The following is a 25,536-nucleotide window of genomic DNA, read 5'->3' as shown; positions in this document are numbered from 1 at the left end:
TGATGTCGAAGCCATCCCGGTCTCCCTCACGCGCTGTCTCCACGGGAGCGGATTTCTTGTGGGGGCGACCCTCTCGGATGCCAAGTACCGTCGAACGGCGCGCTGTTGCCTTGCGATGTCTGATGAGTCAGGGGGACACCCTCTTCTTCCTCACCGACGGAGTCATCGTGACGCCGGGCGACGGCATCGGTCTGGAGAGGCTGACCACAAGCCTGCGCGAGGCAGGAGTCGCCGCCAGCCCCGGCCCGCCCCCACTCGAAAAACTGATCGACGTACCGCTGAAGGCGCTCGTGAAAGGAGACCGCTACGACGACGCCGTGCTGCTCGCCGCTCGCATCTGCTGACCACGCGCGGCCCGGAGGCCGGTCAAGGGCTTCGGTGGTCTTCGCGGCGGCGGTGCCCCCAGGAGTAGTCGTCGACCGGAGTGATCCGGGCCTCCGGCAGCGCGCCGTACGCGTCGACCATGCGCAGAGGTGCCGGCAGAGCCGTCGTCCCTGCATGGTGCACCTCACAGGGGGTGTAGTTCACCATTCAACCAACCGGGGCGTAGTGTCTTCAGTGCTGGTTCAAGGCACTCGATCTACGCCTGTTTGCGCAGGTCATGAGGCTTGCAAGGAGAAATCTCATGCGGTACAGGATTGCGTCCGGAGTAGCCGTGACGGCTGCCTCTGCAGTGCTCACGGCGGCCACCCTCATCATCGCGGGGGTGCCCGCATCGGCAGCCGACTTGCCGACGGACGAGCGATCCGCCCTCGTTTCGCATTCCGTACGGCCCGCGGACCCCCAGGATGACGCCCGCCTTGACTGGGTCCTCGGGCAGATCGCCTGGATGCACGACCATGAGGGGCGTACGGACCGACGGGACGACGGCCACAAGGACCGGTGGACCCACACGGAAACCGATACCGACCACGATCGAACGCACCGCAGCGACGACGGCGGTTCCCACCGCCGAGAGGGTGTCCGCTGGACGCGGTAACGCCAACCACGATTGAGGCGATGGAATGGCGGCCCGCGCGGCCGCCCACGGCGTTCCAGCAGTACCTCGACAGACGAGGGCTGCCCGGGCCCCTGTGCCGGAGTCCGGGGGGCAGCCGCTTCGTCCAGGCCGGGACCATACGGCCGTCGTAGCCGCGCTCGGCGCACCACCCCAGCCAGGAAAGCACCGCCGCGCGACGGGCGTTCCAGGTGTTGACCGCCGCGCTGCCCCGCAACTGAGCGAACCATGACGGACATCGACGTGGTCACACAGACCGTCTTGCCGGAGCGCCAAGGGCGTGACCGTACCCGACCGGGCCTTCGTCAGCCGGAGGGCGCCGCCGGCGGCAGGGCCACACGCGTCACCAGTGCTCTTCAGCGTCGGGCCCGGGCACGCTGACGGCCAGGACGGCGGTGTCGTCGTCCACCCCGGAGCCGAGGGTGTCGAGGAGGTCACGGATCGCGGCGATGGTGTGCTGGGCGGTGGTGGGGGCCAGGGCGCGGCCGAAGTCGAGGAGGGCCTCGTCGCCGTAGCGGTCGCCGCGGATGGCGGTGTGGGCCTCCGTGAGGCCATCGGTGTGCAGGAGCAGGGTGTCGCCAGGACCGAGGTGGAAAGTGGTGGTGGCGATGTGGACGTCGGACAGGACGCCGACGAGTTGCCCGCCCGGGGTGGGCAGGAAGTCGGCACTGCCGTCGGCGCGCATCAGCAGAGCCGGGGGGTGTCCGCCGCTCGCCAGGGTGATCCGAAAGCCGCCCGCGTCACGGGCAGGGGTGAGCAGGCCGAAGACGACGGTGCAGAACCGCGGGTCGTCGCCGGTGTACTCGTGGTTCAGGACCGTGTTGAGATTGCTCAGGACCGCCACGGGGTCGGGGTCGTAGACGGATGCGGCGCGCAGGGTGTAGCGGGCCAGGGAGGTGATGGCCGCCGCGGCGGCGCCCTTGCCGCACACGTCGCCCAGGAACATGCCCCAGGTGCCGGCACCGAGGGGGAACAGGTCGTAGAAGTCGCCGCCGACCCTGTCGGCAGAGGCGATGTGATAGTGCGCCGACACGTTCAGGCCCGGCACGTTCGCCAGCGTGGGCGGCAGCAGCGTCGCCTGGAGCGTCGTGGCAAGTTGCTGGAGCCGTTCGCGTTCCCTCTCGGCCTCCTTGCGGGCGCGCAGCAGTTCCTCCTCGTAGGCGCGCCGGTCGCGGGCGTCGAACACGGTGGTGCGGATCAGCAGCGGTTCGCCGTCGCCGCCCGTCTTGACCGTCGACGTCACCAGCACCGGCAGCAGGCCGCCGTCGGCCGCCTTCATCTCCAGCGCGATGCCGCGGATCTCCCCCTGCATGCGCAGCAGAGGCGCGAAGTGGGTTTCGTGGTACAGCCGCCCGCCGACGGTGAGGAGATCGGAGAAGTGCTTGCGGCCCACCAGGTCCTCGCGCGCGTAGCCCAGCCAACCCAGGAGCGTGGCGTTGACCTTGGCTATCTGCCCGTCCATCAAGGTGGACAGGTAACCGCACGGGGCGTTCTCGTACAGATCCTCGACGCTGTCCTCCAGCAGAGCGGAGAACAGCACCCGCTCGTCATCCGCCCGCTCCCCCGGATGCTTCCTCGAATCGTCGCCGTCCCCGGACATCACCGGAGCGACCCCGCGAACGCACTGATCGCCCGTGCGGTCTGTTCGGGGGCGCTGAGCTGGGGGCAGTGCCCGGTGGCGTCGAGCGTGACGAGCCGGCTGCCCGAGATCTGGGCGTGAACGAAGGCGCCGACCTCCGGCGGGGCGATGGCGTCGCTGGCGCACTGGGCCACCAGGGTGGGCACGTCCACCCCGGCCAGGTCGGCGCGGTTGTCGGATTGAAACGTGACCCGTGCGAAGGTCCGGGCGATCTCCGGGTCGGTGGCGCAGAAGCTCCTGGTCAGTTCATCACCCAGCTCCGGCCGCTCCGGATTGCCCATGATCACCGGAGCCATCGCCCCGGACCATCCGAGATAGTTCGCGTCCAGCGACCGGAGGAGTTCCTCGATGTCCTGCGCGCTGAACCCGCCCCGGTAGCCGGTTGCGGGATCGTCGATGAAACACGGGGAGGGGGTGAGCAGCACCAGACCCGCGAAACGCTCCGGTTCGCGAGCGGCAGCCAGCACCCCCATCGAGGCACTGACCGAATGCCCCACGAACGTGACCGGCCCCCGGTCCAGCTCGCGGCAGATCTCCAGCACATCCTCGACGTAGCCGTCCAGGTTGGAGTACCGCTCCCTGCTCCAGGCCGACAGATCCGAGCGCCCCGCCCCCACGTGATCGAAGACCACCACGGTGTAATCGCGCTCCAGCGCCGGAACCACCAGCCGCCACATGTTCTGGTCGCACCCGAACCCGTGCGCCAGCATCACCACCGGCCCGTCAGGCCGGCCGGACACCCGCACCTGGTTTCTGCTTCGCACGTCCATACGAACCATCCTCGCAGAGTCATATGGCGGCAAGACGGACATAAAGCACGCACTCACCGAGAGCAATCGCAACCGCACCGAGTAGATCCCACAAACAGTTCCCACCAACCCCTCGAGTCCGGGATGACCTTGAGGGACCTGCCCCCGGCACCCCGCCGCACGGCAGCGCGGTGACGAGAACGCCCCGTACGCGCCCCTACCTTCGGCGCTCAGCGGACGGGCGTGGACCGCACGGCCCGGGTGACCCGCAGCAGAACGAGCGCGGCGGCCTGGATGCCGGCGACGACGGCGATCAGAAGGGGGACGGAGACCTCGTACAGGACCCCGGTCAAAGCGCCGCCGAGCAGCGCGGCCGCACCCATGATCCCGGCGAAGACGCCGTACGCGGTGGCCCGGCGGCCCACGGGTACGAGGTCGGCGACGGTGGCACGCAGCGTGGACTCCTGAACCCCGACCGCGGCGCCCCACACCAGTGCACCCGCCACGGCGACCCCCACCGCGTCGGTGAAGGCCAGCGCCGGAACGGCGGCGGACAGCAGCGGCAGGACGACCAGGACCTGGGCGCCGAACCGGTCGTACAGCCACCCCGTGGCCAGCGCCGCCACCGCGTCCGCGGCCATGGCCGCCGCGTACAGCACCGGCACCATCGCGGTCGGCATCAGGTGGCGGACGACCAGGTGGTAGGAGAGCACACCGAACGTGGCGAAACCGGTCAGGGTCGCGGCTGTGAAGACCGCGTAGGTCCAGAAGGCCCGCGGCAGCTTCCTCTCCCAGGACCCGGCGGAAGGCGGCTCCCCGGACGCCGCCGCGCCCACGGTGGTCTCGTAGCCGCCCGGATCGGGAACCCTGGCACGCAGCCAGAGCAGCAGCGCGACGGCCGCCACGCCGGGCAGCGCGAGCACCCCGAGCGCCGGGACGTAGTCGTCGCCGGTGAGGGCGAGGACCCCGGCCACCGTGAGCGGACCGACAAGCGCGCCGACCTGGTCCATCGCCTCGTGGACCGCGAAGCCGCGGCCGCGTCCGGTGGCGGCGGTGGCGTGCGAGAGCAGCGTGTCCTTGGCCGGGGAACGCACGGCCTTGCCGACGCGTTCCGCGATCACCAGGGTGCAGGCCACCCACAGCACTCCGGTCAGGCCGAGCACCGGGACGGTGGCCGCGGTCAGCACGTATCCGGCGATCGTCCACGACCAGAAGCGGCGGCTGCGGTCGGCCAGTGGTCCCGAAGCCAGGCGCAGTCCGAGCGCGGCGGCCTCGCCCGCCCCCGTGACCACACCGACCAGGGCCGCGGAGGCGCCCAGGTGGGCGAGCAGTGGGCCGGTGACGGAGCGAGCGCCCTCGTAGACGAAGTCCATCAGCAGACTGACGCCCCCGAACACGAACACGAACCGCCACGCCGACAGCCTCGGGACAGGTCCGTCCGACGGTTCGGACGTGGCAGACGTGGTGCGGGCGGGCTTCACGACCTGCTCCCCCGGGGGTCGCGTGGCCGGCAGGCCGGACATGGCCTCGTGAACATCGGCCCACCTCCTGGTGGCGCTCTCATCCTCGCCGGACGAATCCGGCAGGCGCATCCTCTCTCGACACGATGTACCGGTCAGGTGCTGAGGTAGGCCCAGGACGCTCTCCCGCGTACGCCGGACGAGCGTGGCGTCGTTCGCGCTCAGTCGGCCCGCTCGGTGGGCCGGTCGTGGTCGCCCGTCTCCGGCGGCAGGGCCTCGGACCGGGCGAGGCTGCGGCGCTCCTGAGCGTGGGCGTAACCCGTCAGGCCGACCAGTACGGCCAACAGCACGGCCGACGAGCCCGCCGTTCCGAGGTCGAGACCGCCCTTCGCGACCGGCTTGGTCAGGAAGTCGCCGGCTGTCGCGCCGAGCGGGCGGGTCAGCACGAAGGCGATCCAGAACAGCAGCACGTTCGGCACGACGGGCACCCTCATCAGGGCCACCAGCACCAGCAGGACACCGGTCACCAGCGCCGCCCCGCCGGCGTAGCCGAGGCCCGAACTGTCGGACAGGAAGTCGCCCATCGAGGTGCCGAGGGTGTTGGAGACGAGGATCGCCGACCAGAACAGCGCCTCCCCGCGGAAGCTGACGATGTCACGGATGACGAACGTCATCCCGGTCAGCTTCCAGACGGCGAAAATGACGACCAGGATCGAGATGAGTACCGCCGCACCCGTCGGGTATCCGAGGCCGAGGCCCTGGGGTCCCCAGCCCAGTGAAGTGGCGCCGCTCGAGAGGTACTTGGTGCTGGCGTCGCGGTTCATGAAGTCGGACATCGTGGTGCCGGCCATGCTGGTCGACAGGATGACCGTCCAGTAGAAGAACGGGTGGTAGCGGCGGGAGCACAACTGAACGACCAGGGTCACCACGAAGAGCAGGAACAGGGCGATCGTGGTGAGGAAGTAGCCGAGCTTCAGGGTCTGGGCGAAGAGGTCGCCGGCCGTCTCGCCCAGGGTCGTCGCCGCGACTTTCATGATCCAGAAGGCAAGGGTGACCTCGGGCAGTTTCCTCATCACCGACCTGGCCGTGGTCGCGGCCCGCTGCTGCCGGGCGGCGGCGTCTAAGTCGGTGAGGGCTTCAGGGTTCTCCATGGGCGGTCACTCCTGTTCGTGGGGGGTGTGCAAGGGCACCCGTCTCCACGCGACGGGCGCCCTGCGACACACGGGCCGACCGCCGAGGCCGGCCGTGGTGTCCGATCTTGTCGCTGATCGCCTGAACGCTTCCTGAACGCCTTCCGAACCGTTCAGGCCGCCTGCCGCGTCACGCGCGCAGGGTCCGCGACGTCCTTGCGGGTCACCATCAGGAACACCACCAGGCCGAGGATGACCGTCAGGAAGAGCCCGCTGGTGACGACGGTGCCGAACCCGAGGCCGCCGTCGCCGGTCGGCTGGGAGAGGTAGTCGCCGATCGAGGCGCCGAGCGGGCGGGTGAGAATGTAGGCGATCCAGAAGCTCCACACCGCGTCCAGGCCGAGCGCGAAGTGGGCGATCGCCACGGCGGCGATGGCCAGCGCGAACAGGACCGCCGCGAGCCAGTAGCCCAGGTCCATGCGCTCGGAGACCAGATCGCCGCCCGCCGTTCCGAGGGCGAAGGTGAACAGTACGGCCAGCCAGTAGTACGCCTCGCGGCTGGTGGTGTCGACGCTGTGGATGGAGAGGGTGCGCTCGCGCCGGTACCAGACGACGAACACGACGGCGAGAAGGACGGCGAACACGGCAGTGGTCGTCTCCAGCGGCACGCCTATGTTGTCGGTGAGGTTGTCGCTGATCAGCGTGCCGACGACGCTGATGAGGGCGACGGCGAGCCAGTACACGCCCGCGCGATAGACGGTCGTACGGAACTGCACGACCAGGACGACCGCGAGCAGCGCGCTCATCAGGACCGACACGCCGGTCAGGCCCAGGCCGGCCTTCTCGTTGAGCAGGTCGGCCGCGGTCTCGCCGACCGTCGTGCACAGCACCTTGATGATCCAGAAATAGGCGGTGACCTCGGGGACCTTGTTCCAGCCCAGGCGGTGGGAGGGGGGAGCGGAGGCGTTCGGGCCCGGTTCGGCCTCCGGAGTCTCGGAGAGTTCGTAGGTCATGGGGCAGGACGCTGCCAGTGAGCACCTGAACGCATCCTGACTGCCGCGCGGCCTTCGCGGCCCGCCGGGTCTGGCCTGATCACGATGGGCCCATGCATACCCGCGCCGCGTCCTGGCTGCGGCACCGGCTCGGCCGCGTCGTCGTCATGTCCTATGCCCTCGCTCTGTTCCTGCCCGGCCCCGGCCTGTGGCTGCGCCGCCCCCATCCCTTACCGCTGACGCCGACGCACCTGACGCTGCACACCGCACCGCTCTTGCTGTCCCTGGTGCTGTTCTCGGCAGGGCTCCAGGTCCCCGTCCGCGCGCTGGGCCGCCTGCTGCGACGCCCGAAGGCGCTGCTCGCCGGGCTCGTGCTGCACCTCGCGATCCCGCTGGTGGTAGTGCCGGTCGTCGCGTTCCTGCTACGGCGCACCCCTGACACCGACGGCGGCAGCGGACTGCTCACCGCGATGATCCTCGTCGTGGCGATGCCCGTCGCCGCCGGGGCCACCGTGTGGACCGACAAGGGTGACGGCGACCAGCCGACGATGGTGGGCCTCGTCCTGGCCTCCACCCTCCTCAGCCCGCTCACCACCCCCTTGCTGCTGCAGACCCTGGCGCCGCTGCTCAGCGGTGGCTACGCGCATACCCTCGCCGCCGCCGGCCGGCTGGCCGAGGGCGGTCTCGCCCTCACCGCCGTGGTCCTTCCCTGTGCGGCGGGCCTCCTGGGCGCGCTCGTCCTGCCCGCGCGCCTGCTACACCGCCTTCAGCTGACGGTGACGCCCTTGGCCCTGACCGGCTCGCTGCTGCTGACCTACGTCAACGCCAGCGGCGCCCTCGGCTCCGTCCTCACCAGGCCCCGCCCTCTGCTGTTCGCCGCCGCCCTGGCGGTGGCCGCCCTGGTCTGCCTGCTCTCTTTCGCCCTCGGCCGGGCCGCCGCCCGCGTCCTGCGGCTGGAGACGGGCACCGCCTCGTCGCTGACTCTCGCCTGCGGCATGAACAACAGCAGCGCCGGCGCGGTCCTGATCACCGCGTCCCTGCCCGACAAACCCCACCTGCTGCTGCCGGTCCTCGCCTACGGCCTGCTCCAGAAGACCGCCGCGAGCCGCATCGTCACCCGCCTCCGGCACGGCCCCGCTCCCACGGCAGGCCCCTGAACGATGCTCAGCCGCCGCCCGACGAGCCTGCCTCCTCCGACGTACCAGCCCGGCAGCCTGCCCCGCATCACCACCCTGCGCGGCCACGGCTGCCGCGGGGCACTCTGACGGGCGCCGCCGGACTGCCCGGCCGCCCTCGGTTCAGTCCACGCTGGGCCGGGCGAGGCCGTGGTCATAGGCGAAGATCACGGCCTGGATGCGGTCGCGGGCGCCGATCTTGGCAAGGACGCGCCCGACGTGGGTCTTGACAGTGGACTCTGACAAGACGAAGCGGGTGGCGATCTCGCCGTTGGTCCACCCCTTGCCCACGGCGACGAGGATCTCCCGCTCCCGGTCGGTGAGGGAGCCGAGTCCCGGGTCCACGGCGGAGTCTCCCCGGTGCGCGGGGACGTAGCGGGCGAATTCATCCAGGAGGCGGCGGGTGAGGGCGGGCGCGATGACGGCGTCGCCGGAGGCGACGGCTCGGATGCCGGCGAGGAGCTCTTCGGGGCGGGCGTCCTTGAGGAGGAAGCCGCTGGCACCGGCGCGGATAGCGGCGTGGACGTACTCGTCGAGGTCGAAGGTGGTGAGCACGAGGACGCGTGAACGTCCGCCGGCGGCGACGATGCGGCGGGTGGCCTCGATGCCGTCCATGCCGGGCATCCGGACGTCCATCAGGACGACGTCCGGACGCAGGTCGGCGGTCTTGCGGACGGCCTCGGCACCGTGGCCGGCCTCACCGACGACGTCGGTCTCGGGGACGGAGTCCAGGAGTAGGTGGAAGCCGTAGCGTTGCAGCGGCTGATCGTCCACGATGAGCACGGTGGTCACCGGTCACCGCCCTGGGGCGTCAGGTCGAGGACGGCCTCGACGCTCCATCCTCCGCCGGCCGTCGGCCCCGCACTGACGGTTCCGCCGTACAGAGCGGCTCTCTCCCGCATCCCCACCAGGCCATGTCCTTCCTCGTTCGGCGGTCCGGACGGTGAGGCCGGGCCTGTGTCCCGGACCTGGATGTTCACCCGGCTGTCCTCGACGAGAATCGTCAGGTGCACCTTGGTGTCGGTGTCGGTATCGGTGTGCTTCAGGGTGTTGGTGAGGGCTTCCTGAAGGATGCGATACGCCGTCAGCTGCACGCCGCTGTCCAGGGCGTCCACATCGCCGGAGGTCCGGTAGACGACCTCCAGTCCGGCGGCGCGCACCCTGGCGCACAGCGCTTCGATGTCCGCGAGGCCGGGTTGCGGGCTGAGCTCGGGACCGCCGGGCGGGCCTTCGGTGGTCTCGCGCAGCACGCCGAGCACGCGCCGCAGCTCGCCGAGGGCCTGTCGGCCGGTGTCGCCGATGAGCTGGAGGGCCTCCTTGCCGCGTTCAGGAGCGATGTCCGTGGCGTAGGCGCCGGCGTCGGCGAGCGTGATGATGACGGACAGGTTGTGGCCGACGATGTCGTGCATCTCACGGGCGACACGGGTGCGTTCGGTGGCCGTGGCCAGCCTGCTGCGCTGGTCGCGCTCGATCTCCAGCCGGGCCGCCCGCTCCCGCAGGCCGGCGAGCTGGGCCCGGCGGATGCGCACCACCAGACCGAGCGCGAGCGCCGCCGTCGCCGTGCTCAGCAGGAAGAACAGCGCATCCCACACGGACACGGCCGGGGATGCGCGCACCGCGACCAGCGCCATGGCGCCCGCCATGGCCGCACAGGCCCACGGCAACTGCCGCAGCCACCCGTGCAGGGCCAGGCTGTACAGGGCGATGAACAGGGCGACGTCCGCGCGCAGCGCCGCGCCCAGGGACCACTGGAGGACGAATACCGCCGTGATGACGGCGAACGCCATGAGGGGTTTGCGTCGCCGCCACAACAAGGGCAGCACCAGTCCGGCCTGGAAGGCCGGCATTCCCGCGACGGGTAGCTGGTTGAAGGCGAGCCGGAACCGGCGCGGGCCGTCGCCGTCGTCCACACCGCTGTGGAAGAGGTCGGGCAGGCAGAACATCAGGAAAACCAGGACGACGACCGCGGTGTCCAGCACCCAGGGGTGTGTCCGGTCGGCTTGCCGCAACCGCTGGCCGCCCCGGGACAGTCGGGCGACCAGCGGTCCCATCCCGCTGAGGTCATCGGTGGTCACGGGCGTCACCTGTCCATGGTGCGGGTGTCAGGCGTCGGTTCGCGCGAGCCGGTAGGCCGCGCCGCCCAGGGCCAGCGCCGTCCAGCAGAGGAAGACCAGCAGCCCGGCGCCCGGCGACAGGGTCGTGGAGTCGTGGGTCAGGGCGAACATCGCCTGGCCCGCGTTGGACGGCAGGTAGGGGGCGATGTCGTCCTGCCAGGAGCTCGGCAGCAGGGAGATCAGTCCCGGGATCAGCATCAGGGCAGCCACCAGCACCGAGATCCCGCCGGCCACCGACCGCATCAGCGCGCCGAGGGCAGTGCCGATCCCCCCGACCAGGCCGAGGTAGAGCCCTGCGCCCAGCAGACTCCGCAGGACACCCGCATGCGAGAAGCTCATGGCCGCGGGCGTACCCGAGACGATTCCGCTGCCGAACAGGAAGGCGACGAACCCGCCCATCATCCCCACGACCAGTGCGACCAGCCCGAACACGGCCGCCTTGGACCACAGCACGGGCAGCCGGCGGGGCACCGCCGCGAGCGTGGAACGGATCATGCCGGTGGAGTACTCCCCCGCCGTGACCAGCACACCGAGCACGCCCAGGGCCAGCTGGGCGAAGTTCGTACCGAAGAGGGACAGGCTCACGGCCGTCGAATCGGCGAAGTCCCGGTCCATGTGCCCGGAGTTGATCCCCGACTTGTAGCGGCTCGCGGAGATCAGGCCGAAGGCCACCAGGAACAGCAGGCCGAGGCCCAAGGTGATCCAGGTCGAGCGAAGGGACCACAGCTTGGCCCACTCCGAGGAGAGCACGCGCCGACCGGTCACCCGGTAGGCAGGGCGGGCAGGGGTGGTCCGGGGTTCCTCGGCGGTTGCGGTGAGCGTGCTCATGCGGGCCTCCCGAGGGTCTCGGTCCCGGTCGTGGAACCGTGGTACTCCACGGCGTCCCTGGTCAGGTCCATGAACGCCTCCTCCAGTGACACGGTCCGCGCGGTCAGCTCGAACAGCGCGATCCCGTGCTCGGCCGCCTTCAGCCCGATCTCCTTGGCGCTCAGCCCTGTCACCTGAAGCTCCTCCGAGCCGATCCGGCCGGTGACGTCGACGCCCGGCCCGGCCAGCACGTCCCGCAACCGCGCCGGGTCCTGCGTCACCACCTTCACCGTGTCGCCGCCCGCCTCGCGGATCAGGTCCGCCACGGTCGTGTCGGCCAGCAGCCGCCCGCGCCCCACGACGATCAGATGGTCCGCCACCAGGGCCATCTCGCTCATCAGGTGCGAGGACACGAACACCGTCCGGCCCTCGTCGGCGAGCCCCTTGAGCAGATTGCGGATCCAGAGCACGCCCTCCGGGTCCAGCCCGTTGACCGGCTCGTCCAGCATCACCGTCTGCGGGTCGCCCAGCAGCGCCGCAGCGATGCCGAGGCGCTGGCCCATGCCGAGGGAGAAGGCGCCGGCCCGCTTCTTCGCCACACTGCCCAGCCCGGCGAGGCCGATGACCTCGTCGACCCGGCGGCCCGGAATCCCGTGGGTCAGTGAAAGGGCCTTGAGGTGGTTGTACGCCGAACGGCCCGGGTGGATCGACTTCGCCTCCAGGAGCGCGCCGACCTCCTGCAGCGGCGCCTGGTGGCGGGCGTAAGGGTGGCCGTTCACGGTGACGGAGCCACTGGTCGGGGCGTCCAGGCCGACGATCATGCGCATGGTCGTGGACTTGCCGGCGCCGTTGGGCCCCAGAAAGCCGGTCACCGTTCCGGGCTTCACGACGAAGTCCAGCCCGTCGACGGCCGTCTTCTCGCCGTACCTCTTGGTCAACTGCCGTGAGTCGATCATTCGCGTTCTCCCTGTCGGGTCCGGCGTCCACACCTCCGACGCCTCACCCGCAACGCTAAGAGCCGGATCACCCGGATCCGGTGGTACCGGGAGGCTGAAACGCGCCGCGGGCGTAGTACCGCGGTACTACGTGACTACCTGCGGTTCCGTCCGTGTTCGTCGTCTCCACGGTGGTCACAGCAGGCGTCTGGCCGCCCCAAGGAATGCCCTGCGCCCGACGCCTTGGCGTCCGCGGCGCGCTCGGCCGGCTCCGCGCTCTCGGCCAGGCTCTCACTGTCCGACGCGGCACCGGCCAGGCTGACACAGCACAGGGTCAGCAGAAGGGCGCCCGCCACGAAGGGCGGCGCGGCGCGCGAAAGGCCGTGCCAGCAGGGCTCGCACTCGGTCATGGACCTTCCTCGCCCTGGGCGAGCTCGACCTCGTGGTGGAAGTCGGCGACGCCGGCTGTTCCGGCGGCGACGGACAGGACCGCGCAGGCCACGAGGAGGAACGCGGTACGGCGGGTGGTGCGCGAGCGCTTCTGGGAGGGTGCGAGGAGGGCCGCGACGCGTTGGGGAACCGGGCCGGTCGTCGCCGCGGGCGCAAAGTCCGGACGCGTCGACGGGGAGGCGCTGCCGGCGAGGGCGGCGCGGGCGATCGCTGTGGCGATCAGGCGTCGGTCGCCGGTGACCTCGGCGGCGGCCTCGTCGGCGGCCCGCTCGGCGGCGAGACGGATGGTGTCGCGGGTGGTGCGCAGCGCGGGGTGGCAGTGGGCGGCGAGTTCGGCTGCGGCCAGGAAGTAGTGGTGGCCGGCGCGGTTGTGAGCGCGTTCATGGGCGAAGAGGGCCTCACGCTCGGCGGGGCCGAGGCTGCGCAGCATGGCGGTGGTGACGACGATGCGGTGGGGGCGTCCGGGCAGGGCGTACGCGTCCGGATCCGGCGAATCGATCACGCACAGGTCACCGGCGGCGGGGCGGCGGTCGGCCTGCGTGCGGGCGATGCGGAAGGCGCGGGTCTGCCGGAGGGCTGAGCGCACGAGAGTCCAGGCGCTGAGGGTGAGCACTCCGGTAGCCGCCGCGGCTGCGGGCAGGACGAGATAGTCCGAGGGAGTCCGCAGGGGGTGGACGAGTTCGCCGAAGGCGGCGAACTCGGGGAGTTTGAGCAGGCCGGTCAGGACCAGGGCACCGAGGGCGGCGACGCAGGCCCCCGCCAGTGCCAGGGCCGATCCTGTGAGGACCCACAGTGCGGTGGCGGGGGTCAGGCGGTCGAGGGTTCGGCGGGCCAGCGTCGGCGCGAGGAAGGGCAGGATCAGCGGTACGAGCAGCAGAGCGGTCATCGCTCGTCACCCTCCAGGAGCCGGCGCAGATGCTGCTCGTCGCCGGGACTGAGCTGGGCCACGAAGCGGGCCAGGACCGTCTCCCGGTCGGCATCCCGGTCGAGTTCGGTGTGCATGCGCCGGGCGGTCAGGCCGGGCGCGTCCTGCACGGGGAAGTAGGCGTAGCCGCGGCCCTGCTGCTCACGGCTGACGACGCCCTTCTCGTGCAGACGGGTCAGTATCGTCGCCACCGTGGTGCGGGCCAGGCCGGAACCGAGTTCGGTCTGCACCCGCCGGGGTGTGAGCGGGGCGCCGGCGGCCCACAGGGCCGCCATGACGGCGGCTTCGAGCTCGCCGGCCGGCCGCCTCTCGTCCCTCGCGTCCGTCATGGGAACGTTCCTCATTCCGCCATCGTCTACAGTTCAATAGACCGTCTACAAGATTGTAGTCAGTCACCGGATGCCGCCGCGCCACCGTTCTGCCGCATCCGGCAGTCCGGAAACGATGAAGGGGCCCCCGACGATGACCACAGCCATGCACCTATCGTCGCAGCTCGCCGTCAATGTGCTGGACGCCCGGTCGCTGCTGGCCGCTTTCGGCGTGCTGGGCGTGGGCGTGGTGCTGTTCGCCGAGACCGGACTGCTGATCGGCTTCTTCCTACCGGGCGACTCGCTTCTCTTCACGGCCGGTCTGCTGTGCACCGGCACCGCCGACCGCGGCCTGAAACTGTCACTCGCACCGCTCCTGATCGCCGCGGCGGTGGGCGCACTGGCGGGCGCCCAGTGCGGATACCTCCTGGGCCGTCGAGCAGGCAGCACTCTGCTCGCCCGAAGCCGCTCGCCCCGCCTGCACGAGGGGGCGAAACGCGCGGAGGAGCTGCTGGAGCGCTACGGACACGCGAAGGCGATCGTCCTGGCCCGCTTCGTTCCGGTGGTGCGCACGGTCCTGAACCCGATGGCCGGCGCCCTGCGAGTGCCCGTGCGGACCTTCACCGTCTGGCAGGTGACCGGCGGGCTGGTGTGGAGCCTGGGTCTCACCCTGGCGGGCTACGCGCTGGGCTCCTCCGTACCCAACGTGGACCGGTATCTGCTGCCGATCGTCGCGGTGATCGTGGCCGTGTCGCTGATCCCGGTCGCCTCCGAGGTATACCGCTCGCGCCGGGCCGCGAAGGCGAAGGAGGCACGCGGATGATTCTCGCCCTCGACGGCTCGTCGGTCGACGGCTCGGCCTACACCGACGTGGTGAACCTCGCCCGGCACGCTCCCGCGTGGCTGGACGACACAGTGTCGGCGTGGTCGACGTACGGACTCGCTCTGTTCGCTGTCCTCATGGCCGTCGGCTGGTGGCGCGCCCGGCGTGTGGACGCCACCGCGTCGGTGACCGCGCTCGCCGTGCCGTTCGCCGTGGTCGTCGCCTACGGGATGGACGCGGTGCTGAAGCTGCTGGTGCGCGAGGAGCGCCCCTGCCAGAGCCTGCGAGTGACCACGCTGGAGGCATGTCCGGCGCCCGGGGACTGGTCCTTCCCCAGCAACCACGCGGCCATCGCCGCCGCGGCGGCCGTCGCCCTGCTGTTCGTCTCCCGCCGGCTCGGCGCGGTCGCCGCGGTGGCCGCCGGCGCGATGGCGGTCTCGCGGATCTGGGTGGGCGTGCACTACCCCCACGACGTGCTGGCAGGGGTCGTGGTGGGCGCTCTGGCTGCTCTGCTCGTCATGTCGGTACTGCGCAGGCGTGCGGAGGCCGCAGCCCTGCGGCTCACGGCCACCCGCCTGCGTCCGTTGCTGGTGGTGTCGTGAAGCGCGGTGAGGTCGCCGAACTGGCCGGCAGCTGCGGCCTCGGTGCGTGGACGGCCTTCGGCGTGTTGGCCATGGTCGTGGTGGGCCACGACGGCACACCGCTGTTCGCGGACGCCGACTGCCTCTCGTGGTCCGTCGGCCACCGGCCCGATGTGGCGGTGGCGTTCGCGCGCGGACTGACCGCCACCGGGACCGGCGTGGTCCCGTTCGCGCTGGCGGTGCTGGCCGCAGTCATCGCAGGGCGCACCCGCCGGCAGCGCGTGCCGGCCGTCGTGCTCTGTCTGGGCTGTCTCGGGGCGGGTCAGGCGCTGCGGTACGCGGTGATGGCACTCGTCACCCGGCCGCGACCACCCCTGACGGACTGGGCGACGCATGCCTCGGGATGGGCGTTCCGGTCCGGTCACACCACCACGGCGGCCCTCGCCGCGGGACTGCTGATCATCGCCGTCCGCGTACGCCGCCCGCGCGGCCGGACCCCGCTCATCCTGGTCATCGGCGGCTGGGGCGCGTCAGTCGGACTGACCCGCGTCTACCTCGGAGTGCACTGGTTCACCGACGTCGTCGGCGGCTGGCTGTTCGCCCTCGGCTGGCTGGGCCTGTGCCTGAGCGCCGTGGCCCACTGGCTTCCCGAACGATGGATCCCCGGCGCGACGGACACGGACACGGACTCGGCGCGAAGGACGGCAGAACCGATGGGCAGCACAGCGGACGGCCGGACGGACACGGCACCGGAACAGACGGACGTGGCACGAGAGCCGAGGGAGGACCATGCGCCAGACGATCCTGGTCGTCGAGGACGATCACACCCTGCGTGACGTGCTGATGCGCGGGCTGCGCGACGAGGACTTCGACACCGTGCCCGCGCCGGACGGCGCCACCGCCCTGCGGCTGGCCACCCCCGGCATCTCCGCCGCCGTGCTCGACATCGGGCTGCCCGACGCCGACGGACGGGACGTGTGCCAGGCGATGCGCGCGAACGGATTCCTCTCCCCCGTCATCTTCCTGACCGCCCACCACCGGCTGAGCGACCGGCTGTCCGGGTTCTCCGCCGGAGGCGACGACTACCTGCCCAAGCCCTTCCACCTCGCCGAACTCGCGGCCCGTCTACGGGCAGCCCTCAAACGGGCCGCACCGCCGCCCGCCTGCACAGCAGGAGACCTGGCACTGGACGCCGTCCGGCACGTGGTCAGCGTCCGAGGCACCCGAGTCGATCTGTCACCGACCGAGTTCCGTCTCCTGGCCGCGCTCATGGCGGCTTCCGGCGACATCGTGCCCCGCCGCGAGCTGGTCCGGGCGGGCTGGCCCGAGGGCGCCCAAGTACACGACAACACCCTCGACCAGTACCTGACCCGGTTGCGCCGCAAGTTGCGCGAGGCCGGCAGCGACCGGACGATCGGCACGGCCCGCGGGGTCGGCCACCGCCTGTCATGAGCGGAATCCGCCGCCGGCTGCGGGCCGCCGTGACCGCCTTCCTTCACCGTCTGGCACCGCGCACTTTGCGCGGCCGGCTGTCCTTGGTGGCTCTCACCACGGCCGCGCTGCTGATGCTGGTCCTCACCGTCGCCTTCAACGCCGTGGCCCAGCATCGCCTCCAGCACCAGGCGGACGACGAACTGCGCACCCGCGCCGCAGCCGTTGCGACGACCATCGACACCAGCCGCAGGACGGTACGCGTCCTGGAGACCTCCCACGACGCCCTCCTCGACACCAACGTCTGGATCTACGCAGGCCGACGCCTGCTGGAAGAGCCGCCGAACGCCGGCTCCCTGACCCGCGTCGCCGACGCCCTCGCCGAGCGCGGCGGGCGGCGGTGCGTCACCGCCGACGTCGACGGCCCCCTCAGGCTGTGCTCCCAGCCGGTGTCCGCTGACGGGAGCGGGGCTCTGGTGGTCACCGCGCTCGACCTCTCCCCCTACCGGAGTTCGGCCGACACCCTGCTCATGGGGTCACTCGCGCTGGACGTCGTGATGCTCGCCTGCACCTATGCCCTGACGCGGCTGGCGGTAGGCCGCGCGCTGCGCCCGGTCCGCACGATGACCGACCAGGCCACCCAGTGGAGCGCCGTGGCCTCCGAAGAGCGCTTCGGCAGCATGCGGCACCCCGTCGAACTCGCCCGCCTCGGCACGTCGCTGGACGCCATACTGAACCGCATCCGCACCCTCCTGCGCCACGAGCGCCAGCTCACCGGGGAACTCTCGCACGAACTGCGTACGCCCCTGAGCCGGATCATCGCCGAACTCGACTGGTGGCAGACCCGCCCCCGCACCGCCGGCCAGACCCACGCGACCCACAAGGTCATCGCGGAAGCAGCCCAGTCCATGCGCACCATCTGCGACACCCTCCTGGACGACGCCCGCGGGGGGACACTCACCGCGCCGGGCACCGCCGAGGTGTTGCCCGCCCTCCGAAGACTCACCGAACTGCCGGAGGTGCCAGGCCACTTGACGGTCACCGCCGACGGCCCACAGGTGGAGGCCGGAGTCCCATCCGCCCTCCTCGAACGCATCATCAGCCCCCTCCTGACCAACGCCTGCCGCTACGCCCGCACCAAGGTCGCCGTCCGTGCGTACCGCGCGCCCGACGGCGTACGCGTCGAAGTGATCGACGACGGGCCCGGCGTACCACTTCCGTTCTCCGGACAGCTCTTCCAGCCCGGTCAGCGCGCGGACCCCGGCGACGGACACGGCGGAGCGGGCCTGGGACTGCCGCTGGCGCGACGCCTGGCCCGCTCCGCCGGCGGCGAGGTGACGTACGACCCCGGACACACCCCGGGGGCACGGTTCGTAGTCAGCCTGCCTGCCGGGTGATGGTGGCGCCGCTCGGCGCTACCGGCGTGTCACGGTGTGACGTCGTGCCGAACGTCCTTGCGTGAGACAGCCAGAAAGCCCACGAAGCCGAGGATGGCCACCGTCCAGGACAGCGTGACCGGCCCCAGGCCCAAGCCGAGTCCGCCCCTGCCGTGGCCGGCCGCCATCCAGTCGGCGACAGAGGCGCCGAGCGGGCGGGTGATGACGTACGCGGTCCAGAACGCGGCCACCGCGTTCAGGGTCCCCCACCGGTGAGCGACGGCCGGAACGGCGATCGCGGCGGCGTACAGGACGGCGGAGCCCAGATAGCCGAGGCCGATCGTGGCGGTGAGGTCGCCCGCGGCGGTGCCCAGCGCGAACGTGGCCAGCACGGCGGCCCAGTAGAAGGTCTCGCGGCGCCGGGTATGGATGCTGTGGATGGACAGGGTGCGCTCGACGCGGTACCAAAGAGCGAAGACGGCGGCGAGCGCGCCCATGAAGAACGGGGTCGAGAGCGTGTACGGCACCCCGAGGCCGAGGTGCAGGACGTCGGCGGCCATCGTGCCGAACACGCTGACCATGACGATCGCCGTCCAGTAGACCCAGGCCACATACCGTCGGACGGCGAACTGCACCGCCACAGCAGCCACCAGGGCGATGCCGCCGAGGCCGACCGCGGGGATCGGGCCGAGCAGGTGGGCCAACCAGTCCGAGGCCGTCTCGCCCATACCGGTCGTCAGCACCTTGATGATCCAGAAGTAGACGGTCACCTCCGGCACCTTGCTCGCCGCGTGACGCATGTGGCCCGCGTGCCTGTTGTGAGTGAGGTGAACAGTCGACATGGCAGGCACCATGGCACGGTGACCGGCGGTTGTCCCAGACCTCTTTGCCAGAGTTTTGGTGCTTCCGGTACGGGAGTTGCCCGAGGCTCAGACGGACCTGAACGTGACCTGAACACAGTGGCCGATGCACTGGTCAGCAGCTTGCGACCGGTGGTAACAACGCTCTCCCAGCATCGGCTTGGCGACTGAAAAGCAGGACCGCAACAGTTGGCCATCCCCATGACTTCCGTGCACATCTGCGCTCATCCGTCCACGTCGCGAGGGCTCAGCTGTGAAAATGCTGGCGTTCGCACAGTTGGGGGTTCAGGCGCCGCGTCAGTTGAACGAGCGTCGACTGCAGGTGCTGCGGTGGGTCGGGCAAGGCTGCCCTGTGGGTATACGGCAGGGGGAGGCGCACAAGCTCAGCTGCCAGGCGTTACAGAGCCGAGGACTGGTCAAGGTCTTCAGGGGAAAAGACATTGGCCCGCGACACTCACGACCGCCGGCCGGCATTTCCTCGACCACGGCAGCTATCCCTTCGCGTCCTGCAGGAACAGGACCGGGTCTGACACGTCCCCACGCAGAGGGAACTCGCAGATACGCGGAAGCACTCCAGGGTCCGGATCCCTCGCCACGACTACTCACCCGCTGACCGCCTGAGGATCCGTCTGAGTGGCGGGCTGCCACACCGGGGCGGCGAGTGGGCCGACACGGCCGAACGCCTCTTGAGGACCAGCTCGCCGAAATCGTGCAGGAGGTCGGTCTCCGCGGACAGGCAGCCGAACGCAGGCGTCTGGCTGACCGGGAGGAAGCACAGCAAAGGCGCCTTCGATGGGAAGCCGCCAAGCGTCAGGCACGACCGAATACGCAGAGGCACACCACGTGCGCCACCTCGCAGCACAGCACGCGGCGTGGCAGCGTGCAGCGGACCTCGTCGAGTACGTCAGCGCACTCCGGCTTCATGCAGGGTCTGCCGCCCGGGCCGGCCAGGGAGGAAGCCCAGGCATGGATCTCGTGGGCCGAGAGCTACGTGCAACGCCTGAATCCGCTCAACGGTTCACCGTTGCTCCCGGAAATCCCCGAGCCTCGCGCCGAGGACCTCAAGCCGTTCATGCACGGCTGGAGCCCCTACGGACCCACGTGTGAGCGTCCACCCCGCCGGACTCCCGGCAGGCAGCGGATGACTCATCCACCGCCGAGACGAGAGGCAGAAGCCGAGAGACACGGCCCCGTGGACCGTTGTCTCTCTTGCCTTCGCGTCTCACCAATATGTCGCGAACTGGTTCGACGCCACCCATCCTCTACGCCCTGACCTGGACTTTCCTGGCCCCGCCTGCTCTCACTGGACTGGTATAGACGGCCTTTCCAACCTGCCCTCGTGGTACGCCGCCGCACGCAACGACCGTACGATCCCCCCTGCCGCCGAACGACACATGGCCGAGCGGGCCGGGGCACACGTCACCGAGGGCACACGTCACCGAGGTCAGCTCCTCCCACGCCATGGCCGTCTCCCACCCGGACGCCGTCACCCACGTGATCGAGCAGGCCGCCCGGGCCACCGCCTCGCGGTGACAACCGTGCGCAGCGCCGTGGCACCTCTACGTCCGGCGGGCCGTCTCTCGGACGGCCCGCCACGGCCGGCTGATCCCCGGACAGGCGCCACCGCCGGCTGATCCCCGCACAGGCCGCCACGGCGGTGCCGCGTTCGCGATCACGCCGTCCACACGACCTCGCCCGTTCCACACGACCTCGCCGTTCCGCACCACCTCGCCGTTCCACACGACCTCGCCGTTCCGCACCACCTCGCCGTTCCGCACCACCTCCCGGTTCCGCACCACCTCCCGGTTCCGCACCACCTTCCCCTGGCCGGAACCGGCCACCGGACCGGGCTATTCTGGCCGGTGTACCTGGACACGGGGTGCCCCCGCACGGGGGCTGAGATCACACCCGTTGAACCTGAACCAGTTAGGACTGGCGGAGGGATGTCATATGTCGTTGCCGTATGCCCATGAAGAGACGGCCGACGCCGAGGCGCGGCGAGTCTTCGACGGCCGGATGCCGACGGCCCCCGGCGATCTGCGAGTGGAAGCGCGCGGCATCACGCCGGTGCCCGAGGACGCCCGCTACGGCAGCCCCCGGCGGCTGTTCACCGTATGGTTCGCCCCCAACCTGACGATGACCGGCGTGTTCACCGGCACCGTCGGGGCGGTCCTCGGCCTGGACTTCGCCACCGCGCTGCTCGCCGTGGTGCTCGGCACTCTGCTCGGTGCGGTGCCCACGGCCTACCTGGGGACCTGGGGCAGCCAGACCGGGGCGGGCCAACTGCCGCTGGCAAAGCTGGCCTTCGGACGGGCCGTCGCCCTGCCGGGCGCCCTGCAGTGGCTGTCGTCCATCGCCTGGGACGCGCTGATCGGCCTGTTCGGCGGGGACGCGCTGGCCCAACTGTTCGACTGGCCCTTCTGGCTGGGTGCCCTGGTGATGCTGGCGGCCCAGGGAGCGCTGGGTGTGATCGGGTACGAGGCGATCCACCGCCTGCAGACGGTGATGACCTTCGCACTCGCCGCCGCGCTCGCCGCGCTGGCGGTGAAGCTCGTGCACAGCACCCAGCCCACGACGACCGCGACCGTGCAGGGCGCCGACCGGGCGGGCGCGTTCGTGCTGACCTGCACCATCGCTTTGAGTCTCGCCCTCTCGTGGGCCCCCTACGCCAGCGACTTCAGCCGCTACCTGCCACGGACGGCGTCCCGTCCGCACATGTTCTGGTGCACCCTGCTCGGTGTCGGCGTGTCCTTCGTCGCGGTGCAGGCACTCGGCCTGTGGGGCGCCTCGCAGTTCACCGACCAGACCGCCCGTGGTGTGGACCGGCTGCTCGGCGGCGGCGCGCTCGGCGCGTTCGGACTCCTCGCGGTCGCACTCGCGGCGCTGTGCAGCAACGCCATGAACGACTACAGCGGGTCGCTGGCACTGCAGACCGTCGGCGTGCGGCTGCCGCGGCCGGTCGCCGCCGCGTTCGCCGCGGTGCTCGGTTTCCCGCTCGTGCTGTGGATGCACGCCGCCGACACCACCGCCCGCTTCCAGAACGTGCTGCTGTTCGTCGGCTACTGGATCCCCGCGTTCGTCGCGATCGTGATCGTCGACTGGACGGCCCGCGCGCGGGCGCGCGGCGGCCGCCCGGTCGTCCTGACGACGGAGGAAGCGCAGCCACAGCCGTGGTGGCCGGCTCTCACGGCGTTCTTCGTCGGTTTCGCCGTTGCGGTGCCGTTCATGAGCACCAGCCTGTACGTGGGCCCGGTCGCCCATGCCCTGCACGGCGCCGACCTCGCCTACCCCGTGGCATTCCTCGCGGCCCTGCTCGTCTACACACCGTTGCGCGTACGGCGCCATGCCTGACCGCGCCTCGGCACACCGGCGACGTACGGCCCGTCAAGGATCAGACGTGTGCGACATCCCGTGAGTTCTCCTGAGCCCTGCCGAGTCCCCAACCCCGTGGTCAGGGGCCAGGGGCCAGGGGTTCCTACTCCTTCGAGTGCTCTGCGACTCTGTGACCTGACCTCGGAATTCATGAGGCGTCTCACTTCGTCCGAGCGATCCGCAGTCGGACCGAAGGCGAGGGCGCTCGGGTCAGCGGCGCCGGCAGTCGTACGGGACCTGCGTGAGCACCGGGCGCCCGCGTCGGCGAAGGATCTGGAGCGGTTGGAGACCGACGTGCTGTCCGGGTTCGCCCTCGCGCGGGCCTCGGTGGGCCTGGCGGGCGGCACGATCCGTGGGGACGCCGGGCACCTGGAGCAGATCAGGACCTGGTTTGGCCGGCCGCTGCGGGACATACAGCCCGCCGACGGGCAGGGGCTCCAGGGCGGGGCTTTTATGCCGCCCTCCGCGCGTGGCCCATCACCGCCCGGGATGAGGCATGAGGTTCAGCGGGCCGAACTCATCGAGACATAGACTGAGGCGCCTACGCAGCCGACGTCGCCAGCCGGAAGCGCCCTTGAGTCATCGCCATGCGCTTGGCTAACCCATGCCGCCGTTGCTCTGGAGAAGCTGGGCGTTGATCCATCCGCCCTCTGCGGAGCAGAGAAACGAGACGAGATTCGCGCAGTCCTGCGGCACTCCGATGCGTCCCAGGGGCGTGAAGCGGATCATGTCCGCCTTCTGCCCCTCAGTCATCCACCCGGTGTCCGTCGGTCCGGGATTGATCCCGTTGCAGGTCACTCCCAGGTGGGCGACTTCCCGGGCGCCGGCCAGCGTGATCCGGTCCATCGCTCCCTTGCTCCAAGAGACGCCACCTTCTTCTGCAGTTCTTCGGGCGCACCCGGCTCCATGCCCCACTGCATCCGTGCGTCGTACGGAGTCCAGTACGTGAAGGCCACGTCCCACCCGGCCCGGGCCAGAGTCAGTACCACGGCCGCCGCGATCCCCGCCGAACGTCCCGCCCCCGTGACCAAGGCAAGCGGGCGCCCCGCTTCCCCCACGTCCTGCCAGCTCCCCACGCGCGTCTCACCGGTCACGATCCTCATCCTGGCGGGGCCGTCCTTGACGCAGCACCCGATTTTCCCGGGCGCTGCCACGCTCACACGCGGAGATCCAGCCACCACAAGGCACCCAAGACACAGATCAGACAGGTATTGGCTGGATGCATCGGCTGCCGCCGTATCCAGCCGTTGCCGCCGTCCCGTACCAGGAGCTGTTCTCCGTCGGGATGCACTACGCGGAAGGCCGCGTCCTCAGCACAGCGGCGCGGAGGACGGCGGGGAGCCCCCGCAAGCCGCCTCCTGTACCGGCCTGACGCCCGGATCCCGGCTCGGCTGACCAGCAAGGGCCCTGCTGGAACGGCCCCTGGAATCGCGACTATCTTGACTTGAGGGGCCATTGCTGACCCCATGGCCCCTCAAGATCCCACTCAACAGCCCTCCGTCCTTGCGAACTTTCGGAGGCGATGGGGTCAGCGGGTGGGCGGGACGAACTCGGGCTGGTCGAGCAGGCGCAGCCAACTTCCGTCGGGCTGGCGCCTGACGACCTGCGCCCGCGCGCCGGTTCCGTCCTTCGGTGGGGTCGAGGTGAGGGCTATGTCGCCGCTGATCAGCGTCGGCAGCGGTTGTTCCGGCTCGAAGCGGGGATTGTTGGCCAGCACCTTCTCCCAGAGCGCGCGGATCGCCGCCCGCCCCACCGTCAGCTTGCCGGGCGGGTAGGCCATCACTGCGTCCTCTTCGTACAGCGCGGCGACGCCAGCCGCGTCACCGGCGTTGGATCGCTCGACGAACAAGCGGGTGATGTCTTCGGGCCGCATGGCCTTCTCGTACTCCGACATGGGTTCCTCCTGGCATCGGGCTCCGGCACTTCTCAGCGTGCGTGCCTGCCGACCAGAAGTCCAACAGATGGATCTTCTGCAAACTAGAATATGCAGTCATGGAGCTAAGGCAGTTGGAATACTTCGTCGCAGTCGCGGAGGAGCAGAACTTCACCCGTGCGGCCGAGCGGGTGCACATCAGCCAGTCCGGCGTCAGCGCCCAGATCCGCCAGCTCGAACGGGAACTCGGTGCCGAGCTGTTCGACCGGTCGGCCCGCACCGTCACCCTCACCGTCGCGGGGAAGGCCGCACTCGAACACGCCCGCAACACACTCGCGGCAGCTGGGGCAGTCGGCCAGGCAGTGGGCGAGGTGACCGACCTGATCCGGGGTCGGCTCACCATCGGTATGGTCATCGGCTGCACCCTCACCCCGCTGTTCGACGCCCTCGCCGCATTCCACCAGGCGCATCCCGGTGTGGAGATCTCGCTGCTGGAGGACAGCTCCGACCGACTTCTCGAAGGGGTGCGTACCGGCGCCGTCGACTTGGCACTCATCGGGGCCGCAGCCGCTACCCCCGACGGGCTGGACGCGCTGACGATCATCAGCGAACGGCTCATCGCGGCGGTCCCGGCCGGACACCCCTTGGCGAAACAGCGGCGGGTCACCCTCCGCGACCTGATTGCCTACCCGATCGTGTGCATGCCACCCGGCACGGGCCTACGCGCCGTATTCGACCAGGCTTGCGCCGCACAGAGCCTCCAACCCGCGATCGCGCTGCAAGCAAGCGCCGCGGATGCCATTGCCGGCCTCGCCGCCCGCGGACTTGGCGTCGCCATCCTCAGCGCCTCGATGTCCGCGAGCTACCGCGACCGGCTCACCGTCCGCACCATCGTTGATGTCGAAACACCAGCATTGCTCGCCCTGATCTGGAAGAGCGCACACAACCCATCGGTACGCGAGCTGCTCGTGCACAGCCGACAAGCATTCGCGGACTTTCTGGAGCTGCACCAGTAGAGGGCTGACCAACGGCTCCACTACCAACCCGCGGGTCCTCCCCTGATGTGACGCAGCAGACCCCTCGGGTTCCCTGCGAACGGAGGGCGAGGACCTGGAGATCCACAGCCGGGAGGTGGACCGGTGATGCGTCGAGCGCGGCCTGATCCACGAGTTCCACGTGCATCTGACACCGGCCACGCTCGGCTCCGGAGTGCGGCTGTTCGGCTGCCCGGTGTCGAGCCGATCCGGTGGACCCGGATCCACGCCGGCCACCCGGCACAGGCCATGGAAACGCGGCCGGCACCTGCGCCGCCTGAACGCGACGCAACCATCGAAGCCTTGCTCACTCTGGGCTGCGCACTCATCTGCCGGCGACGCCTGGCATCAGTTCAGCGCCTCCACTCATGGACACCCGGAAAGAGGTGCTCGCACTCCTCGGTGCTTAAGAGCCTGTTTTCGATCCTTGGCTGAGTTCCATCGTGGCCTTGGATCGAAAAGAGATGGTTTGGTTGCTTGCTCGAAAGCTTCGTGAGGTTGGTCG

24 protein-coding genes, 1 pseudogene and 1 riboswitch are annotated in these 25,536 nt (G+C 70.4%); of the genes and pseudogenes, 10 read left to right on the top strand and 15 right to left on the bottom strand.

Annotated features, from left to right (window positions below; translation table 11 throughout):
* Positions 1-122: 122 nt before the first annotated feature.
* Entirely contained in the window at positions 123-344 is a 222-nt protein-coding gene (locus ACIGYR_RS38430; RefSeq protein ID WP_399608622.1) for a SpoIIE family protein phosphatase, read from the top strand.
* 710 nt (positions 345-1,054) lie between these two features.
* Here the strand turns inward: ACIGYR_RS38430 and ACIGYR_RS38425 are convergent.
* The 6 genes and pseudogenes from ACIGYR_RS38425 to ACIGYR_RS38400 form a co-directional block, all read right to left on the bottom strand.
* Positions 1,055-1,214: pseudogene (locus tag ACIGYR_RS38425) on the bottom strand (site-specific integrase); the annotation flags it as partial.
* Between the two features lie 126 nt (positions 1,215-1,340).
* Positions 1,341-2,597 (bottom strand): PP2C family protein-serine/threonine phosphatase, encoded by a 1,257-nt coding sequence (locus ACIGYR_RS38420; protein WP_399608620.1) that lies wholly within the window; start codon positions 2,595-2,597, stop codon positions 1,341-1,343.
* Complete coding sequence (locus tag ACIGYR_RS38415; protein ID WP_399608618.1) at positions 2,597-3,406, bottom strand: alpha/beta fold hydrolase; 810 nt, start codon at positions 3,404-3,406, stop codon at positions 2,597-2,599. Before ACIGYR_RS38415 ends, ACIGYR_RS38420 begins: the two co-directional genes overlap by 1 nt.
* 209 nt (positions 3,407-3,615) lie before the next feature.
* Positions 3,616-4,788 carry an MFS transporter gene (locus tag ACIGYR_RS38410; RefSeq protein ID WP_399608615.1) on the bottom strand — a complete coding sequence of 391 codons (1,173 nt, stop codon included), beginning with the start codon at positions 4,786-4,788 and terminating at the stop codon, positions 3,616-3,618.
* 278 nt (positions 4,789-5,066) lie between these two features.
* Positions 5,067-5,996 carry a hypothetical protein gene (locus ACIGYR_RS38405; protein ID WP_399608612.1) on the bottom strand — a complete coding sequence of 310 codons (930 nt, stop codon included), beginning with the start codon at positions 5,994-5,996 and terminating at the stop codon, positions 5,067-5,069.
* Positions 5,997-6,148: 152 nt separating this feature from the next.
* Entirely contained in the window at positions 6,149-6,988 is an 840-nt protein-coding gene (locus ACIGYR_RS38400; protein WP_399608610.1) for a hypothetical protein, read from the bottom strand.
* A gap of 92 nt (positions 6,989-7,080) precedes the next feature.
* On the opposite strand from ACIGYR_RS38400, the gene ACIGYR_RS38395 reads away from it, so the two are divergent.
* Positions 7,081-8,124, top strand: a complete 1,044-nt coding sequence (locus ACIGYR_RS38395; protein ID WP_399608607.1) for a sodium-dependent transporter — start codon at positions 7,081-7,083, stop codon at positions 8,122-8,124.
* Positions 8,125-8,265: 141 nt separating this feature from the next.
* On the opposite strand, the gene ACIGYR_RS38390 is transcribed toward ACIGYR_RS38395, so the two are convergent.
* The 6 genes from ACIGYR_RS38390 to ACIGYR_RS38365 all read right to left on the bottom strand — a co-directional run bounded on the left by ACIGYR_RS38390 (position 8,266) and on the right by ACIGYR_RS38365 (position 13,702).
* On the bottom strand, positions 8,266-8,934 hold the full coding sequence (locus ACIGYR_RS38390) for a response regulator (RefSeq protein ID WP_399608604.1): 669 nt from the start codon (positions 8,932-8,934) through the stop codon (positions 8,266-8,268).
* A complete protein-coding gene (locus ACIGYR_RS38385; protein ID WP_399608602.1) occupies positions 8,931-10,217 on the bottom strand; it encodes a sensor histidine kinase in 1,287 nt (428 codons plus the stop codon). Before ACIGYR_RS38385 ends, ACIGYR_RS38390 begins: the two co-directional genes overlap by 4 nt.
* 27 nt (positions 10,218-10,244) lie before the next feature.
* Positions 10,245-11,084 (bottom strand): ABC transporter permease, encoded by an 840-nt coding sequence (locus tag ACIGYR_RS38380; protein WP_399608599.1) that lies wholly within the window; start codon positions 11,082-11,084, stop codon positions 10,245-10,247.
* On the bottom strand, positions 11,081-12,019 hold the full coding sequence (locus ACIGYR_RS38375; RefSeq protein ID WP_399608597.1) for an ATP-binding cassette domain-containing protein: 939 nt from the start codon (positions 12,017-12,019) through the stop codon (positions 11,081-11,083). The genes ACIGYR_RS38380 and ACIGYR_RS38375 overlap by 4 nt, the downstream gene beginning before the upstream one ends.
* Before the next feature lie 385 nt (positions 12,020-12,404).
* Positions 12,405-13,334, bottom strand: coding sequence for a M48 family metalloprotease (locus tag ACIGYR_RS38370; RefSeq protein WP_399608595.1), 930 nt, complete (start codon positions 13,332-13,334; stop codon positions 12,405-12,407).
* Complete coding sequence (locus ACIGYR_RS38365) at positions 13,331-13,702, bottom strand: BlaI/MecI/CopY family transcriptional regulator (RefSeq protein ID WP_399608592.1); 372 nt, start codon at positions 13,700-13,702, stop codon at positions 13,331-13,333. Before ACIGYR_RS38365 ends, ACIGYR_RS38370 begins: the two co-directional genes overlap by 4 nt.
* Positions 13,703-13,835: 133 nt before the next feature.
* Between ACIGYR_RS38365 and ACIGYR_RS38360 the strand changes: the two genes are divergently transcribed.
* The 5 genes from ACIGYR_RS38360 to ACIGYR_RS38340 are packed head-to-tail and all read left to right on the top strand — an operon-like array spanning position 13,836 to position 17,913.
* Positions 13,836-14,504: a DedA family protein gene (locus tag ACIGYR_RS38360; RefSeq protein ID WP_399608589.1), complete on the top strand. Its 669-nt coding sequence runs from the start codon at positions 13,836-13,838 to the stop codon at positions 14,502-14,504.
* A complete protein-coding gene (locus tag ACIGYR_RS38355) occupies positions 14,501-15,106 on the top strand; it encodes a phosphatase PAP2 family protein (RefSeq protein WP_399608586.1) in 606 nt (201 codons plus the stop codon). Before ACIGYR_RS38360 ends, ACIGYR_RS38355 begins: the two co-directional genes overlap by 4 nt.
* Positions 15,103-15,921: a phosphatase PAP2 family protein gene (locus ACIGYR_RS38350; RefSeq protein WP_399608584.1), complete on the top strand. Its 819-nt coding sequence runs from the start codon at positions 15,103-15,105 to the stop codon at positions 15,919-15,921. The genes ACIGYR_RS38355 and ACIGYR_RS38350 overlap by 4 nt, the downstream gene beginning before the upstream one ends.
* Entirely contained in the window at positions 15,875-16,537 is a 663-nt protein-coding gene (locus tag ACIGYR_RS38345) for a response regulator transcription factor (protein WP_399608581.1), read from the top strand. Before ACIGYR_RS38350 ends, ACIGYR_RS38345 begins: the two co-directional genes overlap by 47 nt.
* The gene (locus tag ACIGYR_RS38340) at positions 16,534-17,913 is read left to right on the top strand and encodes a sensor histidine kinase (RefSeq protein WP_399608578.1); all 1,380 of its coding nucleotides are present in this window, start codon (positions 16,534-16,536) and stop codon (positions 17,911-17,913) included. Before ACIGYR_RS38345 ends, ACIGYR_RS38340 begins: the two co-directional genes overlap by 4 nt.
* A 29-nt stretch (positions 17,914-17,942) precedes the next feature.
* Here the strand turns inward: ACIGYR_RS38340 and ACIGYR_RS38335 are convergent, their stop codons facing one another.
* Positions 17,943-18,734: a hypothetical protein gene (locus ACIGYR_RS38335; protein ID WP_399608576.1), complete on the bottom strand. Its 792-nt coding sequence runs from the start codon at positions 18,732-18,734 to the stop codon at positions 17,943-17,945.
* 1,883 nt (positions 18,735-20,617) lie between these two features.
* Positions 20,618-20,713, top strand: a riboswitch (TPP riboswitch).
* On the opposite strand from ACIGYR_RS38335, the gene ACIGYR_RS38330 reads away from it, so the two are divergent.
* Positions 20,703-22,103: a purine-cytosine permease family protein gene (locus ACIGYR_RS38330; protein WP_399608574.1), complete on the top strand. Its 1,401-nt coding sequence runs from the start codon at positions 20,703-20,705 to the stop codon at positions 22,101-22,103. (Overlaps the previous riboswitch by 11 nt.)
* A gap of 303 nt (positions 22,104-22,406) precedes the next feature.
* On the top strand, positions 22,407-22,655 hold the full coding sequence (locus ACIGYR_RS38325) for a hypothetical protein (RefSeq protein ID WP_399608571.1): 249 nt from the start codon (positions 22,407-22,409) through the stop codon (positions 22,653-22,655).
* A gap of 66 nt (positions 22,656-22,721) precedes the next feature.
* On the opposite strand, the gene ACIGYR_RS38320 is transcribed toward ACIGYR_RS38325, so the two are convergent.
* Together ACIGYR_RS38320 and ACIGYR_RS38315 are read right to left on the bottom strand one after the other, a co-directional pair.
* On the bottom strand, positions 22,722-22,970 hold the full coding sequence (locus ACIGYR_RS38320; RefSeq protein WP_399608568.1) for an SDR family oxidoreductase: 249 nt from the start codon (positions 22,968-22,970) through the stop codon (positions 22,722-22,724).
* A 682-nt stretch (positions 22,971-23,652) separates the two neighbouring features.
* The gene (locus ACIGYR_RS38315) at positions 23,653-24,018 is read right to left on the bottom strand and encodes a YybH family protein (protein ID WP_391836902.1); all 366 of its coding nucleotides are present in this window, start codon (positions 24,016-24,018) and stop codon (positions 23,653-23,655) included.
* A gap of 98 nt (positions 24,019-24,116) precedes the next feature.
* On the opposite strand from ACIGYR_RS38315, the gene ACIGYR_RS38310 reads away from it, so the two are divergent.
* Positions 24,117-25,013: a LysR family transcriptional regulator gene (locus ACIGYR_RS38310; protein ID WP_399608565.1), complete on the top strand. Its 897-nt coding sequence runs from the start codon at positions 24,117-24,119 to the stop codon at positions 25,011-25,013.
* Positions 25,014-25,536: the final 523 nt, after the last annotated feature.

Origin of the sequence: Streptomyces sp. NPDC053076 (assembly GCF_044546845.1) — a bacterium.
Classification (GTDB): Bacteria; Actinomycetota; Actinomycetes; order Streptomycetales; family Streptomycetaceae; genus Streptomyces.
Note: the sequence above shows the minus strand (reverse complement) of the source record. Positions and strands in the feature narration are given on the sequence as shown.